The following is a 22,860-nucleotide window of genomic DNA, read 5'->3' on the forward strand; positions in this document are numbered from 1 at the left end:
GTCCGCCAGGACCATGCCAGCCGCCACAGGCTGCCCAGCAGCAGCGGCACCAGCAGTGCCCCGACGATGATGGGCGCCGCCATGTACCGGAAGTCCTGCGCCGAGATGTTGGCCAGGACGGTGAGCTGCAACGCGGCCACGATCGCCGCCACGCCCAGGACATAGCGGTTGCGCAGCGCCCACGCCGCCAGCCCCACGGCCACGTACGACAGGTACGCCCACGACGCCCCCCGCCACAACACCCAGTCGTACTCGGGCGCCAGCGACCCGGTCAGCCACGGGTCGGCCACCCGGTTCAGCTCCATGGACAGCGGCCGCAACGAGAACACCCACCGCCCGGGGAAGTCCGCCACCTCGTACGGCCCCACGTAGGTGTCGGCGTACGGCCGCCGCGAGAGCCGGTACGTCATCCCCCCGGCCGTCGTCGAATCCTGCACCGGCCGCCACGCGATCGCCCCCCTGCACAGCCGCGTGTCGATCACCATCCGCGGCTCGGTGACCAGCAGGTGCCGCCACAGCTCCAGCAGTTCGGTGGCGTGCGCGTCCGCCTGCCACCAGCTGAAGTCGCGCCGCCAGATGAGCGGGTTGATCGTGTAGCAGGTGCCGCCCTCCCACCACCGCTTCAGCGGCGCCACCGTCGTCATGAGGCTGATGTCCTGGGAGGTGAACAGCTCGGGCCGCTCCCGGTAGGCGACCGCGATGTCGCCGAAGGCCGTGTGGTAGACGTACGTCTTGGACGGGGCCACGATGCCGAACTGCGGGAAGAGCAGGTTGGTGAGCAGTAGCGGGAGGGCCGCGGCGAGGGTGCCGGTGAGCAGCAGCCGTACGCGCATGGTCCTGACGATCACCACCAGCGCCAGGACGGCCACGCCCACGACGAGGAAGCCGTTCGCCCTGAAGAGCCCGAGCAGAGTGCACAACACCGCGAGCCCGGCCAGCGCCGGCCAGGTGAGGGCACGCCTGGCGGCGATCCGCGCGCAGACTCCCGCGATCGCCAGCGCGCAGATCGTGAACGGCACGTCCTTCCACAACGTCACCGTGAACGCGCCCACCGGCGGCGCCACCGGCAGCAGCATCGCCACCACGGTGGTGAGCAGGCGCGGCGCGCCCAGTCTGTGTAGCGACTGCGCCAGGTAGGTCAGCGCCCCGGCCATGGCCGTCGTCTGCGCGAACGTGACGGCCCCCAGATCACCTGTCTTGGTGAAGCTCAGCCACACCAGTGAGTCGTAGAGCACCGAGTGATCGCTCACCCAGGGGCCGACGACGGTGTGGCTGAGGTAGAGGACCGAGTCGCGGCTGAACAGGCCAGGGTAGAGCGCCGCCCACCAGCAGCCGAGCACCGCCTGGGCGACGAGGAAGGTCGCCAGCGCGACCCACGGCCTGGGCCTGGTGTCACTCCCCATGATTCCCAATCCCGAGCAGGGGAAGTGCTAGAAGTAGCTCACCCCTGGGGTCGGCCCCTTGCCATGCAGCAGCGTCGGCACGGTGACGAAGTGGTAGCCGCGCTTCTTGAGCTCAGTGAGAATTTCCGGCATGACCTTCACGGTCTCCGGCACCACGTCGTGCATCAGGATGACGCCGTTGCGCTTGGCCAGCTTGAGCACGGCCGCCTTGATCTTCTTGCTGTCGACGAGACTCCAGTCGAGCGTGGTGTCCGTCCACAGGATCTCCGCGAGCTCCGTCTGGGCCGCGAGCCCGAGCACGCGCTCGTCGGTCTGCCCGTACGGCGGGCGGTACATCGTCGGCCGCCGTCCCGTGACCTTCTCGAGGATCTCCTGGGTGACCTTGAGCTCGTTGAGGATCTCGTTGTCGTTGTGCGCGGGGAGCGAGGCGTGCGAGTAGGTGTGGTTGCCGATCGCGTGCCCGTGCGCGGCGATCTGCTTCGCGATCTGCGGCCGATCCTCCACCCGCTTGCCGACCAGGAAGAACGTGGCCTTGGCGCCTGCCTTGGACAACGTCTTGAGCAGCTCGGGCGTGTGGACCCCTGGCCCGTCGTCGAAGGTCAGCGCCAGGCATTTGACCCGGGCGCAGTCGACGGCGGCGGCCTGGGCAGGCATGGAGGTAAGAGCTAGAGAAGCCGCGAGGAGGGCGTGAATCACCACAGAGAACAGCCTAGAGCCAATGAACCCCGGCCATGTTACGGCCGAGGTCTCGTTCTGGGCACCGTCACCGTCCAAGCCGCGCCCACAGGAACAGGCTCACACCCTTGAGCGACCTGACCGGCAGATACCGCTCGGCGCGGACGACCACCGACAGGCCCGCGTTGACGAGGAAGGGCGTCCTGCGCAGGTCGCTGCCCTTGGAGCTGCGCCGGTGCCGGGCCACGAGGGGCCGCAGGAGCACGTTCCAGCTCCAGAGCCGATCGACGCTCAGCCCGGCCTGCTCGACGACGACCGTGAGCGAGTCGCGGCCGTAGCGGCGTATGTGGCCGACGGCGTCGTCGTGCTCCGACCACAGCGCCATGTCGCACGGCACCGCGATCAGCGCGCGCCCGCCCGGCGCCAGCACCCTGGCGATCTCCGTGGTGACCAGGTCGTCCTCGCGGATGTGCTCCAGCACGTCGAACGCGGTCACCAGGTCCACGCTGCCCTGCTCGAACGGCAGCGCCCGCGCGTCCGCGTGGACCGCCTTGAGCCCGCGCCGCCTGGCCGTCTCCACCGCCGACTCGCAGGAGTCCGTCGCGGTCGCGTCCCAGCCGGCCTCGACCAGCACCCGGGTGTTCCCGCCGCCCGCGGCGCCGATGTCCAGCGCCCGCCCTGGACGGCCCAGCCCGCGCAGTTCCCTGCGCAGGATGGCCCGGCGCTCGCGGTACCACCAGTGGGTGTCCTCCAGCGCGATCAGCCGGCGGATCTCAGAGGTTTCCATCGATCATTTCCTTGTACGGGAGAAGACCCAGCGGTCCAGGGCGGCGAACCGGACGAGAGTGAGCAGGCCGTACGTGGCCACGACCGCACCCACCTCCGCCATCCGCCCGGCCCCGGCGGGCACGGAGAGCACGGCCGCGGTGGTGAGGACGTAGTTGGCCACGAAGAGCACCGCCGCGCGAAAGAGCGCCGTGGTGCGCCGCCCGAACGTCCACCGCCGATTGGCCGCGATATTGACGATTCCGGTCAGTACGAGCGCGGCAAGATTCGTCATCGCCGGTGACCAGAATTCACGAAGTGGGAGATAAATCAGCGCATAAAGAATGCCGGACACGATCCCTATGGCGGCGAACGAGGCGAACTTCGCCACCGTCACCGCCCGCGGCCTGGCGAGCACCGCGTCCGGGTGGGTGGGCGTCGGCTCGGCCCTGGCCACCTCGACGTCCGCCCGGCCCGTCGACATCGACCAGGCGACCCTGGTCAGCCCCTTGAGGTCGTCGATGGCCGTCCTGACCACGCGTACGCGGGAGTCGGCGTCCTCGATCCAGTCGACCGGCACCTCGTGCACCCGCAGCCCGTTGTGCTCGGCCAGCAGCAGCAACTCGGTGTCGAAGAACCAGGAGTCGTCCTCGACCTTGCCCATCAGCGGCCTGACCACGTCGGTCCTGGCCGCCTTGAAACCGCACTGGGCGTCGCTGAACCGGACCCCGAAACCGTACCTGAGCAGGGCGTTGTACCCCCGCGACACCACCTCGCGGCGCAGCGAGCGGCGGGTGCGCGCGCCGTGCGCCAGCCGGGTGCCGATCGCGATCTCGGAGTGGCCGCTGGCGACCGAGGCGACCAGCGGGAACAGGGCGTCGAGGTCGGTGGACAGATCGACGTCCATGTACGCCACGATGTCGGCGGGGCTGGCCTGCCAGGCCTGCCGCAGCGCCGCGCCCCGGCCCCTGATGTCCAGCCGCAGCGCGTGCACGTGCTCGAACTCCCCGGCCAGTGCGGCGGCGAGCGGCCAGGTGGCGTCGGTGCTGCCGTTGTCCACGATCGTGATGCGCCACGGCAGCGGGAATCCGTCGTCGAGGAATTTCGTCAGTGTGCGTACGCAGCCGGGCAGGGCGCGTTCCTCGTTGAGCACGGGGATGACGATGTCGACGCTCGCGAGCCGGGTCGCCGGGTCGAGGAGGCGGGGGCTCGGCTCCATGGCGGCACGCGTGTCCATAGACTCCCCTGATCTTGCTCGTGGCCGTGGGTCCACCGAAATGGTGCTGGAGACGTCCAGAGGGCCGCGGGCGATTTCTCCTCGCCATTCCTTGAGACGGCTATATCTTTACCTTCAGGAGAGCTTGTAGATCGAAGAGGTCGTGTTCTGAAATCGCAGCCGGGCAAATTTCCCCAATTTCGGATTTATCCCGGTGAAAAGCCATTTGACGCCATATTGCTGGGCGAGGTGCCGGACATTCTCCGCCGTCGGCGCCCGGAACACCGCGTCGTTCGCCGCCAGCCGCGCCTGATCCGCGAACGGGACCTCCAGATACGACGTCACGAACGGCCGGGCCCGCGACAACGTGCTCTCGGCGTACGCCCACCCCTCGACCAGCACCCGCCGCTCGCTGAACCCCGACACCCAGAAGTGCCTGCTGTCGCACACCGGCCCCAGCCAGGAGCGGCAGTGCAGATCGGTGGCCACCACGTCATCGGGCGAGGAGTGCTCGCGCAACCACCGCCCCGCCTCCCGCGCCCCGCCGGGGATCAGCAGTTCCGGCGGCTCGTCGGGCATGACGTGCACGGCCACCTCCCGTACGGACCACGGCACGGCGTACCCGGTGAGCAGCGCCACCACGGCCAGCGCGTACCCGCGCCGCCACAACAGCAGCGCCCCGGCCGCCGCCACCAGGTACGGCAGCGCGATCCGCCGCAGCGGATCGTCGGACCACCCCGGCGCCAGCACGACCAGCGCCGCCACCGCCCCCACCGTCACCAGGCCCGCGACCAGCGCCTTCGGCACCCGCGGCGCCGCCAGCACCCCGCACACGGCGGCGATCGACAGGTACGGCCTGGCCGCTTCGAGGAAGTAGAGCTGCGAATGCGACGGATGCCCCAGCAACACGACCGCGCCGATCCCCGCCGCCCCGATCCCGAGCAACAGCAGCATGGGCGCCTCCAGCGCTCGCCGCCCCAGCCCCGCCGCCCCGCCCCACACGCAGGCCAGGCAGAACAGGTGCACGCAGGTCAGCACCACCAGCGGCAGCAGCGGCACGGAGGCCAGCTCCGGCATCTCGATCCCCGCCACGGTCCCCCACAGGGCACGCATGGTCGCGAACGGCGAGAACTCCGTCCCCTGGGCCCCCTGCCCGAACACCACCACCTGCGCGAACACCAGACACCCCAGCGTGAGCGCCGCCGCCCCCAGCCATGCTCCCCGCACCCGCCGCACCACGATGACGAGCAGCAACCCCGCCAGCAGCAGGGGCAGGTACGTGGCCTTCGCCCCGGTGAGCGCCAGCAGCAACACCCCCAGCGCCACCCACCGCACCCGAGGCCCGATGAGCAGCAGCACCACGGGGGCGAACAACAACGCCCCGAACGTCTGCGTCGGACTGGCCCAGACGGTGAACATCGACCGCGAGGTGAACACCACCCCGTCCACCAGCACGGGCCCGAACAGGAAATACGTCACCCCGGCCGCCGCGACCCCGGCTCCCCACCGCCCGCCCAGCCGCCGCCCGATCACCGCCACCAGCACGACCGTGGCCGCCGCCATCGGCAGCGTGGACAGCCGGTAGAGCAGCGTCACGGGCTCGATCCCGGTGACCCAGCTCGTCGCGGCCATCTCGGCGTAGACGAACCAGTGGTAGGACAGTCCCTCTCCCAGCACGAACGGCAGGGCGAGCGGGAAGTGGTGCCTGGCCTCGCCGACCATGGCCAGGTGGTAGGGCATGTCCACGTACGCGGCGGCCAGTGGCACCCGGTACAGGAACATCGTGCTCCACACGATCAGGTACGCCACGATCCCCGCGAGCGCCCACGCACACCACACCGGCATGCGCTCCCTGAGCTCCGGCCCCCGCCAGTGCCGCCGCAACCCCGGCACCCCCGCGAACGCGCACAACACGGCGGCGGGCGGGACCAGCGCGAGCAGCGGAAACCCGGCGGCCCTGGCGGGGATGTAGGCCAGCACCTCGACCGCATAGCCGAAGGTCAGCCCGGCCGCGAGATCCTCGGCCAGTGACCGCCCGCCCCCGGTCAGCGCCCGCCACAACAACAGGCCGGGGAGCAGCACGCCGATCCCGAGATAGGCGGCGAAGACGGCCAGATCGCGCCCGGAGACCCCGCACCACAGGAAGACGCCTGCGGCCCCGGCGCACACGAGAGCGGCCGGCACCCCGCCGAGCCGCAACCCGGGAGACATCGACAGGCGGACGAGTGTGCTCTCGGGCGGGGCCAGCGTCATTTGATCACGGTCACCAGTCGCGTGAACTCGGCCGGCAGGTCCACCCCGTCCCACACACGATGGAAGCTCAGCGCGCTGCCCACCGGGACCATGCGATCCACCCCGCGCCCCGCCAGCCCTCTGGCCAGCTCCTCCAGCTCCGCCTGGCCGAACCCGAAGTGGGTCATCGTCTGGTCCCGCCGCTCGACCAGCCCCACCAGCTCGGGCAACGACTCCAGCCTGGCGTGCGCGAACGTCCCCGCTCCCAGCCACCGCCTCGGCGCCGCGGCGGCGGCCGACAGGTGTACGCAGGTCAGCGCGTTGCCCCGGAACTCCACGCTCTCCGCCAGCCCGTCGGCGGCCAGGCCGTAGGCGGACACCCGCTTCTCCACGGCCATCGCCGCGTCGACCCCCCACCCGCGCACGGTCACCACCCGCGAGACGTGGTCGGTGAAGTCGGCCCGCGCCGCGTCGCAGTCCTTCTCGTCCCCGACCCAGAACACGGTTCTCGGGGATGAGCAGGCGGCCTGGTCGAACCAGTAGGTGTCGTTGACGAAGCCCTCGGCGACGGTGACCCGCGCGGCGCGCGGCGCGCACAACCACGCCGCCGCCCGCACCACGGCGAACGAGGAGCGGTCGGGGAAGGTCAGGTCGCGGGCGTGCGGGGCCAGGGGGTGGCGGCGGATCTCGCGTACGGTGTGGTCGCCGCCCCACACCACCCGCAGGTCGCAGGCGGCCGAGAGGGCGGCGGTGATCGCGTCGGAGCGGTCGTAGGAGACGATGCGCTGCGTGGCCGCGATGACGGGGTCGGCGCCGCTCAGCGCCTCGTGCAGGGTCTCCACGATGGTCTCGGCGACCGGGCCCGATCTGGGCGAGAGGCGTACGACGTTACGGTTGCCCATCAGGGCCGACAGGGCCCAGGAGTAGACGAAGACCGTGTCGACGTTCGCGGGCGGGATGTGGAAGACCAGGCCGCGCGGGACGCGTACGTGCTCGTGCCCGAGCCCTTCGACCGTGCGGGCCAGCTCGCTGGGCCGCAGGAAGAAGCCGAGCGAGCCCAACTCGGGATGGTGGCGCGCCAGCGCGGGCCGCAGCAGCCGCTTGCCGAAGGCCGCCAGGAACTCCCTGACCCGCTCGTCACCGACCTGCAGCGCGCCGCCGAACCGGCCGAACTGTCCGAGCAACGCCTCGACCGGCACGGACGCGGCGGCGGGGAACCTGACGTCCACGACAGGCGCGCCGGGCGCGGTTCCGTCAGCATCGGGTGCGGTGGCGTCCGTGGCGGGCGTGGCGTCCGTGGCGTCCGTGGCGGGCGTGTCGGGTGCGGTGGCGTTCGTGGCGGGCGCGTCAGATGCGGTGGCGTCCGCGGCGGGCGCGTCGAGAGTGGTGCGGTCGTCCAGCATCAGCCCTGCCCATAGGTGTCGCTACAGCCCCGCGCCTCGGCCCGCGGCAGCCTGCCGAGGACCTCGAACCGTTTGCCCGGCAGGCTCCCGTCGTCCACGCCGCGCACCACCCCCAGGTCCTCGGTCAGCAGCACGTGGCCCGGATAGGACGTGGGCAGCGTGCTGACCACCTCGATCAGCCCCGGCACCCCGGTCGGCGCCTCCTGCCAGGTCTCCGGATCGCGGATCACGACGTCGGCGAAGTCGGGACAGTAGAGCCCGTCCCCGTCCGGCCCCTCCAGGAAGATCGTCCCGATCTGCTCGACCATGCCGTAGAAGTTGTGCACCCGGCTCAGCCCGCACTCCTCCGCCAGCCGCCGCCGGAACTCGGCGTTGTCCACCGCCTGCTCGGCCAGCCGCTTCCACCCGCCGGAGTGGATCAGCACCGCGTTCGACAGGTCCGCGCCCAGGCCGCGCAGATGCAGCCAGATCATGTACGTGAACCCGAAGACCAGGAACCGCTCGCCCCCGTGTCGCGCCAGGAACCCCTTGACCGCCTCCGCGTCCACCTGTCCTTGCTCGTCGAGCACGAAGGTGTGGTCCCTGCCGAAGTTCATCATGCCGAGCACGCCGGCGCCGCGGGCGCTCAGGGTCGGGTCGCGTACGACGGAGCGGGTGTCGGCGATCAGCATCGGCAGCCGCCGCTCGCCCAGGACCTCCCTGAGCGTGGCGGCCAGCATGCGCGGCTGCGCCGCCGCCGCCTCCCGGTCGAGATAGACCCGGCTCGGCGACTGCCCGGTCGTCCCGCTGGAGGTCAGCACCCTGAACACCTGCTCCTCCGGCACGCTGCGCAGCTCATGCGTCTTGAACAGCCGCACCGGCAGCCACGGCAGGTCGCACACCCGCTCGTAGGGCGGCGCCGCGCCGATGGCGTCGAGAATCCTGCGGTACGGGACGCACGCCGCGCGGTGCCGCTCGGTCAGGGCCGCCAGCTCAGGCAGCAGCACGGCTTCCCGCTCGGGCCCGCTGAGGGTGAACACGCTCATCGCGCCGGACGCCCCGCCGGTGGGGCAAGGGCGCCGGAGAGGCCCGCGTCAACGGCATCGCGTCGGCCGGTCATGTGAGGGACTCCAGAGCTCGGTAGTCCACCTTGCCCGTCGCCAGGAGTGGCAGGTGGTCGATGCCGCGCACGTCGAACCCGCTCCAGTGCAGCCGCAGCTCGCTCGCCAGCCGCCGGGCGAGCCGCACCCGCGACGTGGCGTCGAGCGTCTCGGTCCAGATCGTCACCCGGTCGTCGCCGCTGGTCGCCGCCACCGGGCCGGAGCCGCGCGACATGCGCTCGACGTCGTCGAGGTTGACGCGGGTGCCGAAGACCTTGGCGATGCGCTTGAGCCGCCCGGTGACGTGCAGGAACCCGTCGGGGTCGAGCCGCCCCAGGTCGCCCGTGCGCAGCACCCCGCCCAGGTCGTCGCCCCTGGCCAGGTCGGCGGCGCTGTCCGCGTAGCCCATCATGACGTTGGGCCCGTGGTAGAGGACCTCTCCTTCGTCGTCGATCTCCAGCCGCCCCCCGGGAACGGCGACCCCGACCGAGCCGGGCTTGTCGGCGAGCCTGTCGTGCGGCAGGACGGCGATGCGGGCCGTGGCCTCGGTCTGGCCGTACATCACGTAGAAGCGCTCGGCCTTCCCGGAGAACTCCTCGACCAGCTCGGGGGCGAGCCGCCCGCCGGCCTGGGTGAGCGTGGTGAGCGCGGGGAACTTCGAGTGGTCGAAGCGCATGCGGCGCAACATCGTGTACTGGTAGGGGACTGCGGCCAGGGACGTGCAGCCGTAGGCGTGCAGGTCCGCCCAGAACGAGCGCTCCAGCAGCCCCGCCTCGGTCAGCACCACGGTGCCACCCGCCATCAGATGGCTGTTGAGCACCGACAGGCCGTAGCTGTAGTGCAGCGGCAGGCTCGTGGGCGCGATCTCGCCGGGCCCGAGTGACAGGGTGCTCGCGATGGCGGTGGCGTTGGCCAGCACGGCCTGGCGCGAGAGGCGCACGAGCTTCGGGTTGCCCGTCGAGCCCGAGGTGGCCAGGAGCAGACCCAGGTCGGGATGGGGATCGGGGACGTCGCCGCGGGGCGGCGGCGGGCCGTCGAGCGTGTGTGCGAACCCGAGCAGCGCGGCCGGCCTGAACCGCTCCGCCAGGTCGGCCAGTGTGGCGGCGGGCAACTCGGGGTCGAGCAGCGCGATCGGCCGGCCCGCGTGCCAGGCGCCGAGGTAGCAGAACACCGAGGCGAGCGTGTTGCGCATCGCGCAGAACAGCGGCCCTGGCCGCAGCTTGCCGAGGTTGTCCGCCGCGCGCTTGACGCACGCGGCCAGCTCGTCGCCGCGGACCCCTTCCATGTCGCCCGCGGTGACGAGCCGGGCCTCCGGATGCGGAAACATCACCGGACCAGCCCGCCTTTCACGTCGCCTGCGATCACGGCCTCCAGGTGCGGGGACTTCACCGGATCAGCCCGCCGTCCACGCCGAGCACCTGTCCGGTGATGAAGCCGGAGTCGGGCGACAGCAGGAACGCCACGGCGGCGGCGACGTCGCCGGGCGTGCCGAGGCGGCCGAGCGGGGTCGCCTCGACCGTGGCCGTGAGGGCGCGCTCGTCGAGCGTGGCGAGCAGGTCGGTCTGGATGTAGCCGGGCGCCACGGCGTTGACCCTGATCCCGGTGGGACCGAGCTCCTTGGACGTGGCCCGCGTGAGGCCCAGGATCGCGGCCTTGGTCGCGGAGTAGACCGTCTGACCGGGCGCGCCCGTGCGGCCCATCACCGAGGAGACCAGCACCACCGACGGGCAGGCGCCCCGGCGCAGCAGCCTGAGCGCGGCCTGCAGGGTGTAGACGGCGCCGATGGCGTTGACGCCGAACAGGCGCTTGATCGTGTCGAGGCTCGTCATGCCGAGCAGGCCGGCCTCGTGGATGCCGGCGTTGACCACGAGCGCGTCGAGCCGGCCGTGCCGCTGGTAGATCCGCCGCATCATGGCCGAGACCTGCCCGTGGTCGCTCACGTCGCCGTGGACCGAGTCGGTCGTGCCGCCGGTCTCGGCCGCGACCTCGGCCGCCGCCTTCGCGGCCCGCTCCTCGTCGCGGCCGTGCAGCACGGCGACGTAGCCGCCATGTGGGCCGGGCGCGGCCAGCGTGCCGGCCACGGCCCGGCCGATGCCCCTGGTCGAGCCGGTGACCAGCGCGACCCTGGGCTCGGGGAGGCAGGCCAGGTCGTCGGCGGCGGGATCTTCGCGGTCAGATGGCGGCAGCGCCGATGCCATGCTTCTCCAGCAGCGCGGCCGCCTTGGCGAACGAGCTCATGTCGATCATTTCGTCGGTGTCGATCATGACGGAGAACTCGTCCTCCATCGCCGCGATCAGCGCCATGTGGGCCAGGGAGTCCCACTGCGGGATGGCACGGTATTCGAGACCGTCGACATCGGCGTCGGGCGGCAGGTTGAGCGCCATGCGGAAGACGGCCCGCAGGCGATCGAGATGACTCATGATCACTCACTCTCTGTCCTCAAGCCATGACGAAGTGTAGCGGCAATCGCGCGGCAGGAGAAATCAAGGCCCCGTCCTGAGTAATGGAAGCGTATAACGAGGCGTGACCCGTGTGGGGGGCTGGGAATGTCGGATGGGACACGCCAACCGTACGGGGGGAATGATGGACGAATCCAATCACTGGTACGGGCACTCCCGCATACTCGGCCGATACTGCGGCCTTCCTGACGAGGCGCCAAAGCGCATTCAAGGTTTCCTCCAGCACGGATGGAACTATCTCCACGGATTTCCCCCGAACGACCACTGGTGCAGCCCCGGTTACCCCCGTTTCGTCTGGTCGGACGTGCTGCGCCGCCGGGGTTGGTCGATGGGCCGCAGGGGTCATTACCTGGTCGGCGCCCCGTGGATCTACCTTCTTTACCTTGAGCCTGAGCTGGGCGTCAGACCGGATCGCGAGGGTACGATCTGGTATCCCTTTCATGGCTGGGAAAAGTTCTCCGTCAGTGGCGACCACGCCCGACTCGCCGACGAAATCCGAAATGTCGAGACTGGTCCGGTCACGGTCTGCCTTTATTGGCTGGAATTCGCAAATCCGGACATTCGGCAAGCGTATGAATCGAGGGGATTCCGGGTCATCTGTCATGGCGATCGCGGATCCCGCTGGGAGGGCAAGGGCCGCGACTTCCTGCGCAAGCAGCTGGTCGAGTTGCGGCGCCACCGCAGGGTGGCCTCCAACAGGCTCGGCAGCGCGCTGTTCTACGGCGCCTCGGTGGGGTGCGAGCTGGCGGTCTACGGGGACCCGATGCAGTACGAGGACGAACGCCCCGAGTACGGCGGCACGGCACGCCGCCTGCGGCTCTGGCCCGAGCTGCACGGCACGCGCGTGGATCCCGACCTGGCGGCCGAGGCGGCGCATCGTGAGCTGGGATTCGACTATCAGGCGACACCGGAGGAGCTACGGCGAATGTTCGGATGGAAGCGGGTGCGTGAGGGAGTGCCGTCGCCTGGAGGAGCGGCGGGAGCGAAGCGACCAGAGCGGGGGAAGGCGGCGGCATATGGCGACCGAGCCAGCCTCGCGAAGTGAGGCCATGAACATGCGCGTGAGTGATGAGGCGCCCGAGAACGTTCGGTTGATCGGCGGGGAGATGTTGTTGTGGTCCGACGCGTCCGGCATGGGCGGCGTCACGGACTGGCGCGGGGCGGCGCTGGAGCTGGTCAGGAGGATGATCCCGGAGAGCGGCAGGGTGCTGCTGGTCGGGCCGCATCCGCGGGTGCTGGTGGACGAGGTGGTCATGCGGGCCCCGTCGGCCGCCGTGCTGCTGCGCTCCTACCCTGACGCCTGCGCGCTGGGGGAGCGGCATCCGGGGCTCGCGGTGTTCTGCGGGCGGCTGGAGATGCTCGACGCGGACGAGCCGTACGACCTGGTGCTGGCGCTCGACGGGCTGCTGCGCACACACTCCGCTGAGGCCCCTGCGGCGGCCTGGAGCGAGTCGCTGGGAGCGCTGGGCGACCTGGTCGCGCCCGGTGGCCGGCTGGTCCTCGGCGTACGCAACGACCTGGGCGTGGACCGGTTCATCGAGGCCAGGCCCGCGGACCGGGAATGCGCCGACGACCAGTGGGCCCCGCACGGCTTCGACCCGAGCTACCCCGGCGGCCCGGAGGCGCTCGACCTCGGGCTGGAGTCGGCGGGGCTGAGCGTGCAGCGTTGCTACGCGGCCTACCCCGACAGGCAGGCGCCGCGGTCGTTGTTGTCCAGGGAGGCGCTGACGTTCGACCTGCCGGAGGCGCTGACGTTCCCGCTGAGCGCGAAGGGCGGCGACCGGATGCTGGTGGCCGACCCGCTGCGGCTGACCCGGCTGGTGTTCCGGCACCGCCTGGGCGAGGAGCTGGCCCCGATGTGGCTGGCGGTGGCGACCCGCGCGCCGCGCGCGACGGACTCCGTACCCGCGGTGGAGCTGCCGCTGGGCCTCATCGAGGAGGGCCCGGCCCTGTACGAGCTCACCCCCGCGGGCACCAGGCGCCTGCCGGGAGGCGAGGAACACCCGATCCCGGCGGGCCGGGTGGTGGAGGAGATCCTCGTCGAGGCGTGCGCCCGCGAGGACGTCATGACGGTCCGCGATCTGCTCTCCGACCTGGCCGACTGGCTGGAGACGGGCGGGGATGTGTCGGCCGCGACCGACAGCCTGGTCTTCGACGGTGAGCGGTTCGCCGCGGTCAACCCTCCATGGGGCCCGGCCACGCAACCCGAGCCCCATGTCGTGCTCTGCCGGATCCTGTGGCGTTTCGCGGTCAGGCTGCTGGCGGCCGGCCATCATCACCCGTGGCCGTGGCCGCTGGAGGCCGACCAGCTCACGCTGACCCTGTGCGGCATGGCCGGGCGGGCGTGCGACCCTGGCGACCTCGACCGGGCCCGCAAGCTCGACGCCGAGCTGGGCCAGCCCGCCGAGCTGGCGGAGCACGCCCCGACGTACCGCGACCTGCTGGGGGCCCGCGACCGGCTGGCCGACCAGCTCACGGCGGCGCTGGCCAGGATCTCCCGCCTGGAGACCAAGTTGTCCTACCGCGAGCGCGAGCTGGTGCGGGCCAAGGCGAAGTTGCGCAGGACGCAGCGCAAGGCCACCGCCTACCGCAGGACGCTCGGATATCGCCTCTCCCGCCGGTTGGCCCGCCCCCGCAAGGTGGCCCGCCGCGTCATACGTCTGCTGTCCGGCTGACGAAACGATGAGGAGTGCACGTGCCGGTTCTTTCGGTGATCGTCCCGTTCCACAACGTCGAGAAGTACATCGGACCCTGCCTTGACTCCATCTCCGCCCAGTCGCTGGCGGACCTGGAGGTGATCTGCGTGGACGACGGCAGCGGCGACGAGGGCGCCGCCGTCGTGGAGTCGAGGGGAGACCCGCGCATCACCCTCGTCAGGCAGGACAATCACGGGGTGGGCCACGCCCGCAACGTCGGAGTGGGTCTCGCGGGCGGCGACTACCTGGCCTTCGTGGACGGCGACGACACGGTGCCGCCCGACGCGTTCAAGCGGCTGGTGACCTCGCTGGAGGCCACCGGCTCCGACCTGGCCTGCGGAAACGTCATGCGGCTCTACCGCAACCTGCTCATCCCTTCGTGGGCGCACCGGGAGGCGTTCGCCAGGCCGGCCAAACGTACCCACATCACCAGGCACCCGCTGCTGATCCGCGACCGCATGTTGTGGAACAAGGTCTACCGCCGTTCCTTCTGGGACGACCTCGGCCTGAGTTTCCCCGAGCGCATGTACGAGGACCAGCCCGTCGCCATGGCCGCCCACGTGGACGCGGGTTCTGTGGACGTGCTGGCCAGGGTGGTCTACCACTGGCGGCAGCGCGACGAGCCGGGCGAGTCGATCACCCAGCGCCGCCTGGAGCCGGGCAACCTGCGCGACCGCCTGCTGTCGGTGCTCCAGACCGCCGACCTGCTCGCCCGCGGCGCTCCGAAGCTCAAGCCCGACTTCGACCGCGACACCCTCGACATCGACATGGGCGTCGCCGTCGAGGCCATGTCCGCCATGGGTCCCGCGGCGGACCCGAGCCTGGTGGATCTGGCCGTGCGCTACCTCGACGGCGTGTCGCGCGAGGCCTGGCAGAGCATCCCGTTCGAGCACCGCGTCCTGGTCCACCTGCTGCACCAGCGCAGGCTGGAGGAGCTGGCGGGCGTCTTCGCCCAGGCCAGGGAGGGGCACCTGCGCCCCAAGGTGGGCTCCGCCGGGCTGCTGCGCAAGCGTTGGTACGGCCGGCACCCGTCGCTGCCCGGCCACCTGTCGGAGGTCTCCGGCGAGCTGACCCTGCAGGCGCGGCTGGTGAGCCTCGACTGGCGCGACGGCGTGTTGCACGGCTCGGGGCGGGTGGGCGTGGGCACGTTCGACGTGGGTGAGCTGCGGCGCGTGCGCGTGCGGATCTGGCTGGAGGAGCGCGGGACCGGCGAGACCGTGCACCTGTCGGAGGAGGAGAGCACGCCGACGTGGGAGAGCGTCGAGCAGGAGGACGGCGGGCGGCTGCCTGAGCACGCGTTCCCGTTCAGGTTCGCGTTCGACCCCGGCGCTCTGTCGCGGGCGCGGCTGGCCAGGCACGGCCACTGGGACCTGTGCGTGCGGTTGCGCGGCCACGGGCTGCGGCTGGACGGCAGGGTCGCGGGGCCGCGCTGGTTGCCGCCGCTGATCCCGGCGCCGCGCCGCAGGTCAGGAGTGTGGCTGGTGCCGGTACGCAGCTCGAAGGGCGCCTGGGGCCTGCGCGTACGCACGGCCCAGGCGATCATCGGCGAGTACCGCGTGGACGGCGGCGACCTGGTGTTCTCGGGGGAGATCGACGACGTCGGCGACGGCGAGCCGGTGCTCAGGCTGCGCCGCAGGAACGACGGCGAGGAGATGTACTTCCCGGTGGAGCTGGCCGGCCAGGACTTCCGTGTGCGCGTGCCGCTGGCCGACATCGACGAGTGCGTCGGCCACGAGTCGTGGTGGGAGGTGGTCATCGACCAGGGCACGGCCATCCGCCCCTTGGTACGCACGAGGCAGCGGGAGGTCGCGACCGTGGCCGAGCGGCGCTTCCTCATCGACCGGGGTGAGGACGGCTGCCTGCTGCTCGCGGAGCGCTGAGGGGCCTCAGCCCATGATCCCTGTCAGCGTCTCCACGACCTGCTCCTGCTGCCTGTCGGTCAGGCCGGGGAACAACGGCAGCGACAACTCCTCGGCGTAGTAGGCCTCTGCCCTGGGGCAGAGGCCACGCCGGTAGCCGAGGTCCTCGAACGCCGGGTGCCAGTAGGCGGGCAGGTAGTTGACCTGCACGCCGATGCCGGCCGCCCGCATGCGTTCGTAGACCTCGCGCCGGCGCCCGTCGTGGACCCTGACGGGGTAGAGGTGCCAGCTCGGCCGCACGTAGGCGCGCTGGGCCGGCAGCGTCAGCCCCGGCACGTCGCGCAGCAGCGTGTGGTAGCGGGCCACCAGCTCGGCGCGCCGCTCGCGGAAGCCCCCGAGCCGCCGGAGCTGGCTGACGCCGAGCGCGCACAACACGTCGGGCAGCCGGTAGTTGAGCCCGAACTCGTGCACCTCCTGGTGCCAGCCGCCCTCGAACGGGCTGCGCTGCTCGGCGGGGTTCCTGACCAGGCCGTGGTTCATGAAGCGGGCGGCCCGCCTGAACCGCTCGGGGTCGGCCGCCGCCACCGCGCCGCCCTCCGCCGTCGTCACGGTCTTGGTCGGGAAGAACGAGAACGTGGTCAGGTCGGCCAGCGCCCCCACCGGCCGGTCCTTGTACGCCGCCCCGATCGAGTGCGCCGCGTCGGCCACCAGCACCGCCCCGGCCCGCTCCGCGACCTCGCGCAGTTCGTCGTAGTCGGCCGGATGGCCCGCGTAGTCCACCGCCGTGACCGCCCGCGTCCTGCCGTTGACCAGCGCGGCGGCGGCGTCGGGGTCGAGGTTGCCGGTGTCGGGCTGCACGTCGGCGAAGACCACCCGCGCGCCGAGCAGCACCGCCGTGGCGGCCGTGGCCACGAACGTGAGCGGCGAGGTGATCACCTCGTCGCCCGCCCCGATCTCGGCCGCCACGTAGGCGACGTGCAGCGCGGCGGTGCCCGACGTGACCGACACGCAGGGCACGCCGCCCGTCCACCTGGCCAGCTCGGCCTCGAACAGGCCGACCGCGGGCCCGGTCGTCAGCCAGTCGCCGCGCAGCACGTCGGCGACCGCCTCGACGTCGGACTCCTCGATCGACTGACGCCCGTAGGGGAGCATCAGCTGGTCACCATGGCGCGCAGGTCGTCGACCGAGAGCCACTTGTCGTTGGTGTCGGAGCGGTAGGAGAAGCCCTCGGGCAGTTGCTCGCCGGTGCCCGGCGGCGCGTAGCCCCAGGTCGCGATCGTCGGCTGGACCACGTAGCGGTCTTCGAGGCGCAGCGCCCTGCGGCCGTCGTCGGGGCCGATCATCTCCTCGTGCAGCTTCTCGCCCGGCCGGACGCCGATCTCGTAGATCGAGCTGTCCGGGGCCAGGGCCTCGGCCAGGTCGGTGATGCGCATGCTGGGGATGCGCGGCACGTAGAGCTCGCCGCCCTGCATCAGGTCGAAGGAGTCCACCACGAACCTGACCGCCTGCTCCAGCGTGATCCAGAACCTGGTCATGCGCTTGTCGGTGATCGGCAGGCTGCCGCCCTGCTCGGCCAGGCGCTGGAACAGCGGGATGACCGAGCCCCTGCTGCCGACGACGTTGCCGTAGCGGACGACGGAGAAGCGGGTCTCGTGGGCGGCGGCGTAGTGGTTGGCCGAGACGAACAGCTTGTCGGCGACCAGTTTCGTGGCGCCGTACAGGTTGATCGGGCTCGACGCCTTGTCCGTGGAGAGCGCGACGACCTTGCGCACGCCGCAGTCGATGGCGGCCTCCACGACGTTCTGGGAGCCGGCGACGTTGGTGCGGACGTACTCGAACGGGTTGTACTCGGCGGTGTCGACCTGCTTGAGCGCCGCCGCGTGGACCACGTAGTCGATGGCGTGCATGGCGCGGGTCAGGCGGTCGCGGTCGCGTACGTCGCCGATGAACCAGCGCAGCCGCTCGTCGTCGTTGAAGAGCTGCCTCGTCTCGTACTGCTTGAGCTCGTCGCGGGAGAAGACCACCAGGCGGCGGACCCCGAGCGAGTCGAGCGCGTGGCGGATGAACGCCTTGCCGAAGGACCCCGTTCCTCCGGTGATCAGAATCGACGATCCACTGAGAATGCTCACGTGGCCCCCTGAATCGCGCTTACGCGCTGTAGTCGTCGTGGCAGGCTGTAGCATAGCGCGATCGCACGACGACTCAGAGTCACACGGGGGAATGGGGCTTCGGTGCGTATTGTCGGAATTGTTCAGGCTCGCATGGGCTCAACGCGTCTGCCGGGAAAGGTGCTGAGAGAGCTGGGCGGGCGCTCCGTGCTGGGGTGGGTGGTGCGTGCCGCGCGGGAGGCGGGGGCGCTCGACGACCTCATCGTGGCCACCACGGCCGAGCGGATCGACGACGCGGTGGTGGACGAATGCCGCCGGCTCGGCGTGGCCTGGCACCGGGGGCCGGTGGACGACGTGCTGACCCGGTTCACGCAGGCGCTGGCGGGGCGGCGGTGGGACGCGGTCATGCGGTTCACGGCCGACTGCCCGCTGCTGGACCCGGCCGTGATCAGGGAGGCGGCGCTGGTCTTCCGCGCCGTGCCCGGGCTCGGCTACCTGAGCACGAGCCTGGCGCGTACGCTGCCGCGCGGGCTCGACGTGGAGATCGCCGGGCGGGCCGCGCTCGTCCGGGCCGACGAGGAGGCGACCGGGTTCCACCGCACCCACGTGACCTCCTACGTCTATGAGCACCCGGGTGACGCGCGGCTGCTCGGGCTGGCCTACCGGCCCGCGGCCGACGACCTGCGGGTCACGCTCGACACCGAGGACGACTGGCGGCTGCTCTCCGCCGTCGTCGGCTCCCTGGGCGACCGGTGCCTGCCGTTCGCGACGCTGGTGGGCTGGCTGCGTGAGCGGCCCGAGGTCTGCGGGCTCAACGCCCACGTGCGGCAGAAGGCCCTCCAGGACGCGTGACCGGCAGGGTGGGCTTGCGTTGCGATGCCGGGGCGAAGAGCGGGGTCGGGCATCTGGTGCGATGCGTGGCCCTGGCGGAGGAGTTGTGCGCGCGGGGCGTCGAGGTGGTCTTCCTCGGTGAGGTGCGCGGCTCGCCGTGGGCGCGGGCGCAGCTTCGCGAGCGCGGGTTCCGGCTGGTGCCCGCGCCCGTGGCGCCGGGCCGGCTGGCGGCGCTGGCGGGTGAGCTGCGGCTGGACGCCGTGGTGCTGGACTCCTACGAGCTGCCGCCGGAGACCGGGGCGGTGCTCAGGGAGGCCGGGCTGAGGGTGCTGGCGATCGTGGACGGCGACCCGCTGGGCCAGGAGGCCAACCTCTACCTCGACCAGAACCTCGGCGCGCGGGGCAGGGGGCCGCGGTGGCTGGCGGGCGCCCGCTACGTGCTGCTGCGCGACAGCGTGCGCGATCGCCGGCGGGCCCCGCGCGGGGGTGCGGTGCCGCACGTGTTGTGCTTCTTCGGCGGTACGGACAGCGCCGGCGTCGCCCCCGCCTGGGCGCGAGCGCTCAGCGCCACCGGGCGGCCCTTCCGGGGCACGGTCGTCAGTCCGGCGCGGTTCGAGGCCGGTGGGTCGATCACGGTGATCCCGCCGACGGATCGGCTGCCCGAGTTGATGGCGCGGGCCGATCTGGTGGTCACCGCGGCCGGTTCGGCGATCTGGGAACTTCTCTACCTCGGTGTGCCGACGGCGTTGAGCTGGGTGGCGGACAACCAGCTCATCGGGTACGAGGAGCTGGTGGGGCGGGGGGTGGCGGCCGGGCTCGGGCGGGCGGCCGACGAGGAGGCGGTCGGCGTGCTGGCCAGGCTGCTCGCCGACCCCGCCGCCCGCGAGGAGCACGGGAGGCGGGGCGGCGGGCTGGTGGACGGCAAGGGCAGGGAACGGGTCGCCGACGCCCTGCTCCGCTAGATCAGGTCCCAGGTGAGCGGGGTGCCGAAGGGCACGTCCTTGGCGAAGCGCCGCCCCATCACCTCACCGGCGGCGTCGGGGGACAGGCCACCCGAAGGGCGGATCGAGCGGACGTTGCCCGGCGTGACCGGGTCGCCCGCCTTCACCTCGCGCACCACGTAGAGGGAGCGACGGAAGCGCAGCCCCTCCTGCTCCGACGGCCGCGGCCCGATCGCCACATTGCCCAGCGAGCGCCAGGCCCGCTCGCTCTCCACCACCAGCGCCGCCAGCTCGGCGGGCTCCAGCGAGAAGGCCGCGTCGACGCCGCCGTCGGCGCGGGACAGGGTGACGTGCTTCTCGATCAGGCAGGCCCCCAGCGCCACGGACGCCAGCGCGGCCCCGAGCCCCGGCGTGTGGTCGGACAGGCCCACGACCTCGCCCGTGAGCGCGGCCAGCAGCGGCAGCGAACGCAGGTTGCTCTCCGAGGGGTCGGCGGGATAGGAGGCCGTGCAGGACAACACGGCGAGCTGCGTGCACCCGGCCTCGCGGGCGGCCGACACGGCGGCCTCGATCTCCGAGATCGTGGCCATGCCGGTGGAGATGATCACCGGCTTGCCGGTGGCGGCGGCGAGCCGGATCAGGGGCAGGTCCACGATCTCCGAAGAGGCGATCTTGTACGCGGGCACGCCCAGCTTCTCCAGCAACTCCACCGCCGTCGGGTCGAACGGCGCCGAGAAGGCGACCAGCCCCCGCTCGCGGGCCCGCTCGAAGATCGGCTCGTGCCACTCCCACGGCGTGTGGGCACGCTGGAAGAGCCGGTAGAGGGTCTCCCCGCCCCACAACTCGTGCTCGTCGCCCAGCCGGAACCCGGGCCCGTCGCAGTCGACGGTCAGCGTGTCGGGCGTGTAGGTCTGCAGTTTGAGCGCGTGCGCCCCGGCCTCGGCCACCGCGTCCACGATGGCCAGCGCCCGCTCCAGGCTGCCGTTGTGGTTGCCGGACAACTCGGCGACGACGAACGGCGGATGGCCGGGCCCGATCGCCCGCCCCCCGATGATGATCACGTGTGTTCCCTCCTCAGCTCGATGGTCACGACGTCGCGCGGCATCCCGTCCACGTCGCGCCGGTGCACCCCCACCTCCACGAACCCGAAGCGCCGGTGCAGCAGCATGACCGGGACGTTGGCGGCCAGCAGCTCACCGCGCAGGACCGACAGCCCGAGCGGCCCGAAGGCGTGCTCGATGGCCGCCCGCTCCAGCCCGGCCCAGGCCCGCAGCAGCGTCCCCGACCGTTCCAGGCCGTCCAGGTCGAGGTAGTAGCCCCAGAGGGCGCTCTCCGGCGACAGGTCGGCGTAGGTCACCACCCCGGCGGCGGTCCCGTCGTGGTCGTAGATCAGCACCCGCCTGCTCGCGTCGGCGCTGGTGGCCGCCCACCAGCGGGCGTGCTCGTCGGCCCCGATCTCGTGCGTGGTGAAGCTGACGCCGCGCACGCGCGGGTGGTTGCGCCACTGGCGCATAACGGGCAGATCATCGTCGCGGACGTCTCTGAGCACCGGCTCTCCCTACTATGCGTGCGCGATCCATTTCACAACGTAGCGGATTACGCGTCCGGTAAAGAGCTCATCAGGGACAGCCATCGGACGGGGAATCCATCTGGCGGCCCAGGCATGCTGCCCTCGAAGCCCGTACCTAGCCAAGGAGCGAAACCGGCATGATCCCCCTGCTCAGCGTCGTCGTCCCGTTCTACAACGTGGAGCCGTACATCACCGAGTGCCTGAAATCGCTGGCCGCCCAGACGCTGGAGGACATCGAGGTGATCCTGGTGGACGACGGCTCCGTGGACGGCAGCCGGCGCGTCGCCGAGGACTTCGCCGCCAGGGACGGCCGTTTCGTGCTGATCGGCCAGCGCAACCTGGGGCCGGGGCCCGCCCGCAACCAGGGGATCAGGCAGGCCCGCGGCACCTACCTGGCCTTCGCGGACAGCGATGACGTGGTGCCGCCTGAGGCGTACGAGCTGCTCGTCGGCAAGCTCGCCGAGACCGGCTCCGAGCTCGCGTGCGGCGCGGTACGGCGGCTGGTGGACGGCGAGCTGGAGGAGTCGATCCTGCACGAGAAGGTGTTCAGGCGGCCGCAGTTGTGCACCCACATCACCGACAAGCAGGTGCTGATCAGGGACCGCACCGTGTGGAACAAGGTCTACCGGCGCGACTTCTGGGAGCGCGCGGGGCTGCGCTTCCCCGCCGGCATCTACGAGGACGTGCCCGTCGCCATGCAGGCCCACGTGCTGGCCACCGGCGTGGACATGCTGGGCGAGGTGGTCTACCACTGGCGCAAGCGCGAGGAGGGGGAGACCTCGATCACGCAGCGCCGCTCCGAGCTGCCCAACCTGCGGGAACGGCTGGCGGCCATCCGGGCGGTGCGCGGGTTCCTCGACGAGCGGGCGCCGGAGTTGCTCGACGGGTTCGACGCCCTCGTGCTGGAGAAGGACACCCTGTTCCTGTTCCAGGCGCTGGAGCGCTGCGCGGAGGAGCGCGCCGATGAGCGGGAGCCGCTGCTGGAGCTGGGCCGCTCCTGGCTGGCCGAGCTGGGGCCGCACGTGCTGGCCGCCGCGTCGTCACTGCGCCGCCTGGAGGTGCACCTGCTCAGGCGCGGCCTGACCGAGGAGCTGCGGAGCGTGCGCGAGTTCCGGCGCGGCCGCGAGGACGTGACCCGCGTGGTGCCGCGCGGCTGGCGTACCACCAACTGGTACGGCGACTACCCCTTCTTCCGCGACCGACGCCTGCGCATCCCCGACGAGGTGTTCGACGCCCGCGACGAGCTCAAACTGATCGCCAAGGTGGACGAGTGCGAGTGGACCGGCGCCGCGTACCGCCTGCGCGCGCACGTGGCCATCCACCGCGTCGACCGCAAGGTCCCCAAGGTCGGCCTCTGGCTCAGCGACGGCCGCCGCCGCATCCCCCTGGAGACGCGGCGCAAGGGCAGGCACGGCGTGGTGGCGACCATCGACCCCGCCCTCCTCGACGGAGAAGGGCCCTGGCGGCTCGGGATCCGGGCCGAGCTGCGCGGCCTGGTGTTCAAGGGCTGGTGCCGGGACGGGGACGCCAACGGCGCGTGGCGGTTTTCGGTGGAGCGTTGGTCAAGAAGCGGCATGGACATCACCCAGTAGTTCCAGACAGTAATCGTTCGGGCGCGGCGC

Annotated in this window: 20 protein-coding genes; 6 read left to right on the forward strand and 14 right to left on the reverse strand. The window is 71.5% G+C overall.

Annotated features, from left to right (window positions below; all coding sequences use genetic code 11):
* The 10 genes from ACFPZ3_RS55070 to ACFPZ3_RS55115 all read right to left on the reverse strand — a co-directional run.
* Positions 1-1,403, reverse strand: a 1,403-nt coding sequence (locus ACFPZ3_RS55070) for a hypothetical protein (RefSeq protein ID WP_379522456.1), incomplete at its 3' end; no start/stop codon positions are given.
* A 27-nt stretch (positions 1,404-1,430) separates the two neighbouring features.
* Entirely contained in the window at positions 1,431-2,057 is a 627-nt protein-coding gene (locus ACFPZ3_RS55075) for a polysaccharide deacetylase family protein (protein WP_379522457.1), read from the reverse strand.
* Between the two features lie 109 nt (positions 2,058-2,166).
* A complete protein-coding gene (locus tag ACFPZ3_RS55080; protein ID WP_379522458.1) occupies positions 2,167-2,865 on the reverse strand; it encodes a class I SAM-dependent methyltransferase in 699 nt (232 codons plus the stop codon).
* A gap of 3 nt (positions 2,866-2,868) precedes the next feature.
* Entirely contained in the window at positions 2,869-4,080 is a 1,212-nt protein-coding gene (locus ACFPZ3_RS55085; RefSeq protein WP_379522459.1) for a glycosyltransferase, read from the reverse strand.
* 114 nt (positions 4,081-4,194) lie between these two features.
* A complete protein-coding gene (locus tag ACFPZ3_RS55090; protein ID WP_379522460.1) occupies positions 4,195-6,312 on the reverse strand; it encodes a hypothetical protein in 2,118 nt (705 codons plus the stop codon).
* Positions 6,309-7,694: an acyl-CoA reductase gene (locus ACFPZ3_RS55095; protein WP_379522461.1), complete on the reverse strand. Its 1,386-nt coding sequence runs from the start codon at positions 7,692-7,694 to the stop codon at positions 6,309-6,311. Before ACFPZ3_RS55095 ends, ACFPZ3_RS55090 begins: the two co-directional genes overlap by 4 nt.
* Positions 7,694-8,719 (reverse strand): LuxE/PaaK family acyltransferase, encoded by a 1,026-nt coding sequence (locus ACFPZ3_RS55100; protein ID WP_379522462.1) that lies wholly within the window; start codon positions 8,717-8,719, stop codon positions 7,694-7,696. Before ACFPZ3_RS55100 ends, ACFPZ3_RS55095 begins: the two co-directional genes overlap by 1 nt.
* A gap of 70 nt (positions 8,720-8,789) precedes the next feature.
* On the reverse strand, positions 8,790-10,100 hold the full coding sequence (locus ACFPZ3_RS55105; protein ID WP_379522549.1) for an AMP-binding protein: 1,311 nt from the start codon (positions 10,098-10,100) through the stop codon (positions 8,790-8,792).
* A 58-nt stretch (positions 10,101-10,158) separates the two neighbouring features.
* Positions 10,159-10,971, reverse strand: coding sequence for an SDR family NAD(P)-dependent oxidoreductase (locus tag ACFPZ3_RS55110; RefSeq protein WP_379522463.1), 813 nt, complete (start codon positions 10,969-10,971; stop codon positions 10,159-10,161).
* On the reverse strand, positions 10,946-11,194 hold the full coding sequence (locus tag ACFPZ3_RS55115; protein WP_379522464.1) for an acyl carrier protein: 249 nt from the start codon (positions 11,192-11,194) through the stop codon (positions 10,946-10,948). The genes ACFPZ3_RS55110 and ACFPZ3_RS55115 overlap by 26 nt, the downstream gene beginning before the upstream one ends.
* A 163-nt stretch (positions 11,195-11,357) precedes the next feature.
* On the opposite strand from ACFPZ3_RS55115, the gene ACFPZ3_RS55120 reads away from it, so the two are divergent.
* From ACFPZ3_RS55120 to ACFPZ3_RS55130, 3 genes are read left to right on the forward strand one after another with little or no spacing between them, the layout of a single operon-like run.
* Positions 11,358-12,278, forward strand: coding sequence for a hypothetical protein (locus ACFPZ3_RS55120; protein WP_379522465.1), 921 nt, complete (start codon positions 11,358-11,360; stop codon positions 12,276-12,278).
* Between the two features lie 16 nt (positions 12,279-12,294).
* Positions 12,295-13,908 (forward strand): class I SAM-dependent methyltransferase, encoded by a 1,614-nt coding sequence (locus ACFPZ3_RS55125; protein ID WP_379522466.1) that lies wholly within the window; start codon positions 12,295-12,297, stop codon positions 13,906-13,908.
* A gap of 20 nt (positions 13,909-13,928) precedes the next feature.
* A complete protein-coding gene (locus ACFPZ3_RS55130; RefSeq protein ID WP_379522467.1) occupies positions 13,929-15,809 on the forward strand; it encodes a glycosyltransferase in 1,881 nt (626 codons plus the stop codon).
* A 6-nt stretch (positions 15,810-15,815) separates the two neighbouring features.
* Here ACFPZ3_RS55130 and ACFPZ3_RS55135 read toward each other — a convergent pair whose 3' ends face one another.
* Positions 15,816-16,940: a DegT/DnrJ/EryC1/StrS family aminotransferase gene (locus ACFPZ3_RS55135; RefSeq protein WP_379522468.1), complete on the reverse strand. Its 1,125-nt coding sequence runs from the start codon at positions 16,938-16,940 to the stop codon at positions 15,816-15,818.
* Positions 16,940-17,917, reverse strand: a complete 978-nt coding sequence (gene pseB / locus ACFPZ3_RS55140) for a UDP-N-acetylglucosamine 4,6-dehydratase (inverting) (RefSeq protein WP_379522469.1) — start codon at positions 17,915-17,917, stop codon at positions 16,940-16,942. Before pseB ends, ACFPZ3_RS55135 begins: the two co-directional genes overlap by 1 nt.
* Positions 17,918-18,019: 102 nt before the next feature.
* Between pseB and ACFPZ3_RS55145 the strand changes: the two genes are divergently transcribed.
* Together ACFPZ3_RS55145 and ACFPZ3_RS55150 are read left to right on the forward strand one after the other, a co-directional pair.
* Positions 18,020-18,748: a cytidylyltransferase domain-containing protein gene (locus ACFPZ3_RS55145; RefSeq protein ID WP_379522470.1), complete on the forward strand. Its 729-nt coding sequence runs from the start codon at positions 18,020-18,022 to the stop codon at positions 18,746-18,748.
* A complete protein-coding gene (locus ACFPZ3_RS55150; RefSeq protein ID WP_379522471.1) occupies positions 18,745-19,689 on the forward strand; it encodes a PseG/SpsG family protein in 945 nt (314 codons plus the stop codon). Before ACFPZ3_RS55145 ends, ACFPZ3_RS55150 begins: the two co-directional genes overlap by 4 nt.
* On the opposite strand, the gene pseI is transcribed toward ACFPZ3_RS55150, so the two are convergent.
* Positions 19,686-20,729: a pseudaminic acid synthase gene (gene pseI, locus ACFPZ3_RS55155; protein WP_379522472.1), complete on the reverse strand. Its 1,044-nt coding sequence runs from the start codon at positions 20,727-20,729 to the stop codon at positions 19,686-19,688. The two genes, ACFPZ3_RS55150 and pseI, sit on opposite strands and share 4 nt — an antisense overlap.
* The gene (locus tag ACFPZ3_RS55160) at positions 20,726-21,217 is read right to left on the reverse strand and encodes a GNAT family N-acetyltransferase (RefSeq protein ID WP_379522473.1); all 492 of its coding nucleotides are present in this window, start codon (positions 21,215-21,217) and stop codon (positions 20,726-20,728) included. The genes pseI and ACFPZ3_RS55160 overlap by 4 nt, the downstream gene beginning before the upstream one ends.
* A 158-nt stretch (positions 21,218-21,375) precedes the next feature.
* Between ACFPZ3_RS55160 and ACFPZ3_RS55165 the strand changes: the two genes are divergently transcribed.
* On the forward strand, positions 21,376-22,830 hold the full coding sequence (locus tag ACFPZ3_RS55165; protein ID WP_379522474.1) for a glycosyltransferase family 2 protein: 1,455 nt from the start codon (positions 21,376-21,378) through the stop codon (positions 22,828-22,830).
* The last annotated feature ends 30 nt before the right edge of the window (positions 22,831-22,860 follow it).

Source organism: Nonomuraea insulae (assembly GCF_042656245.1).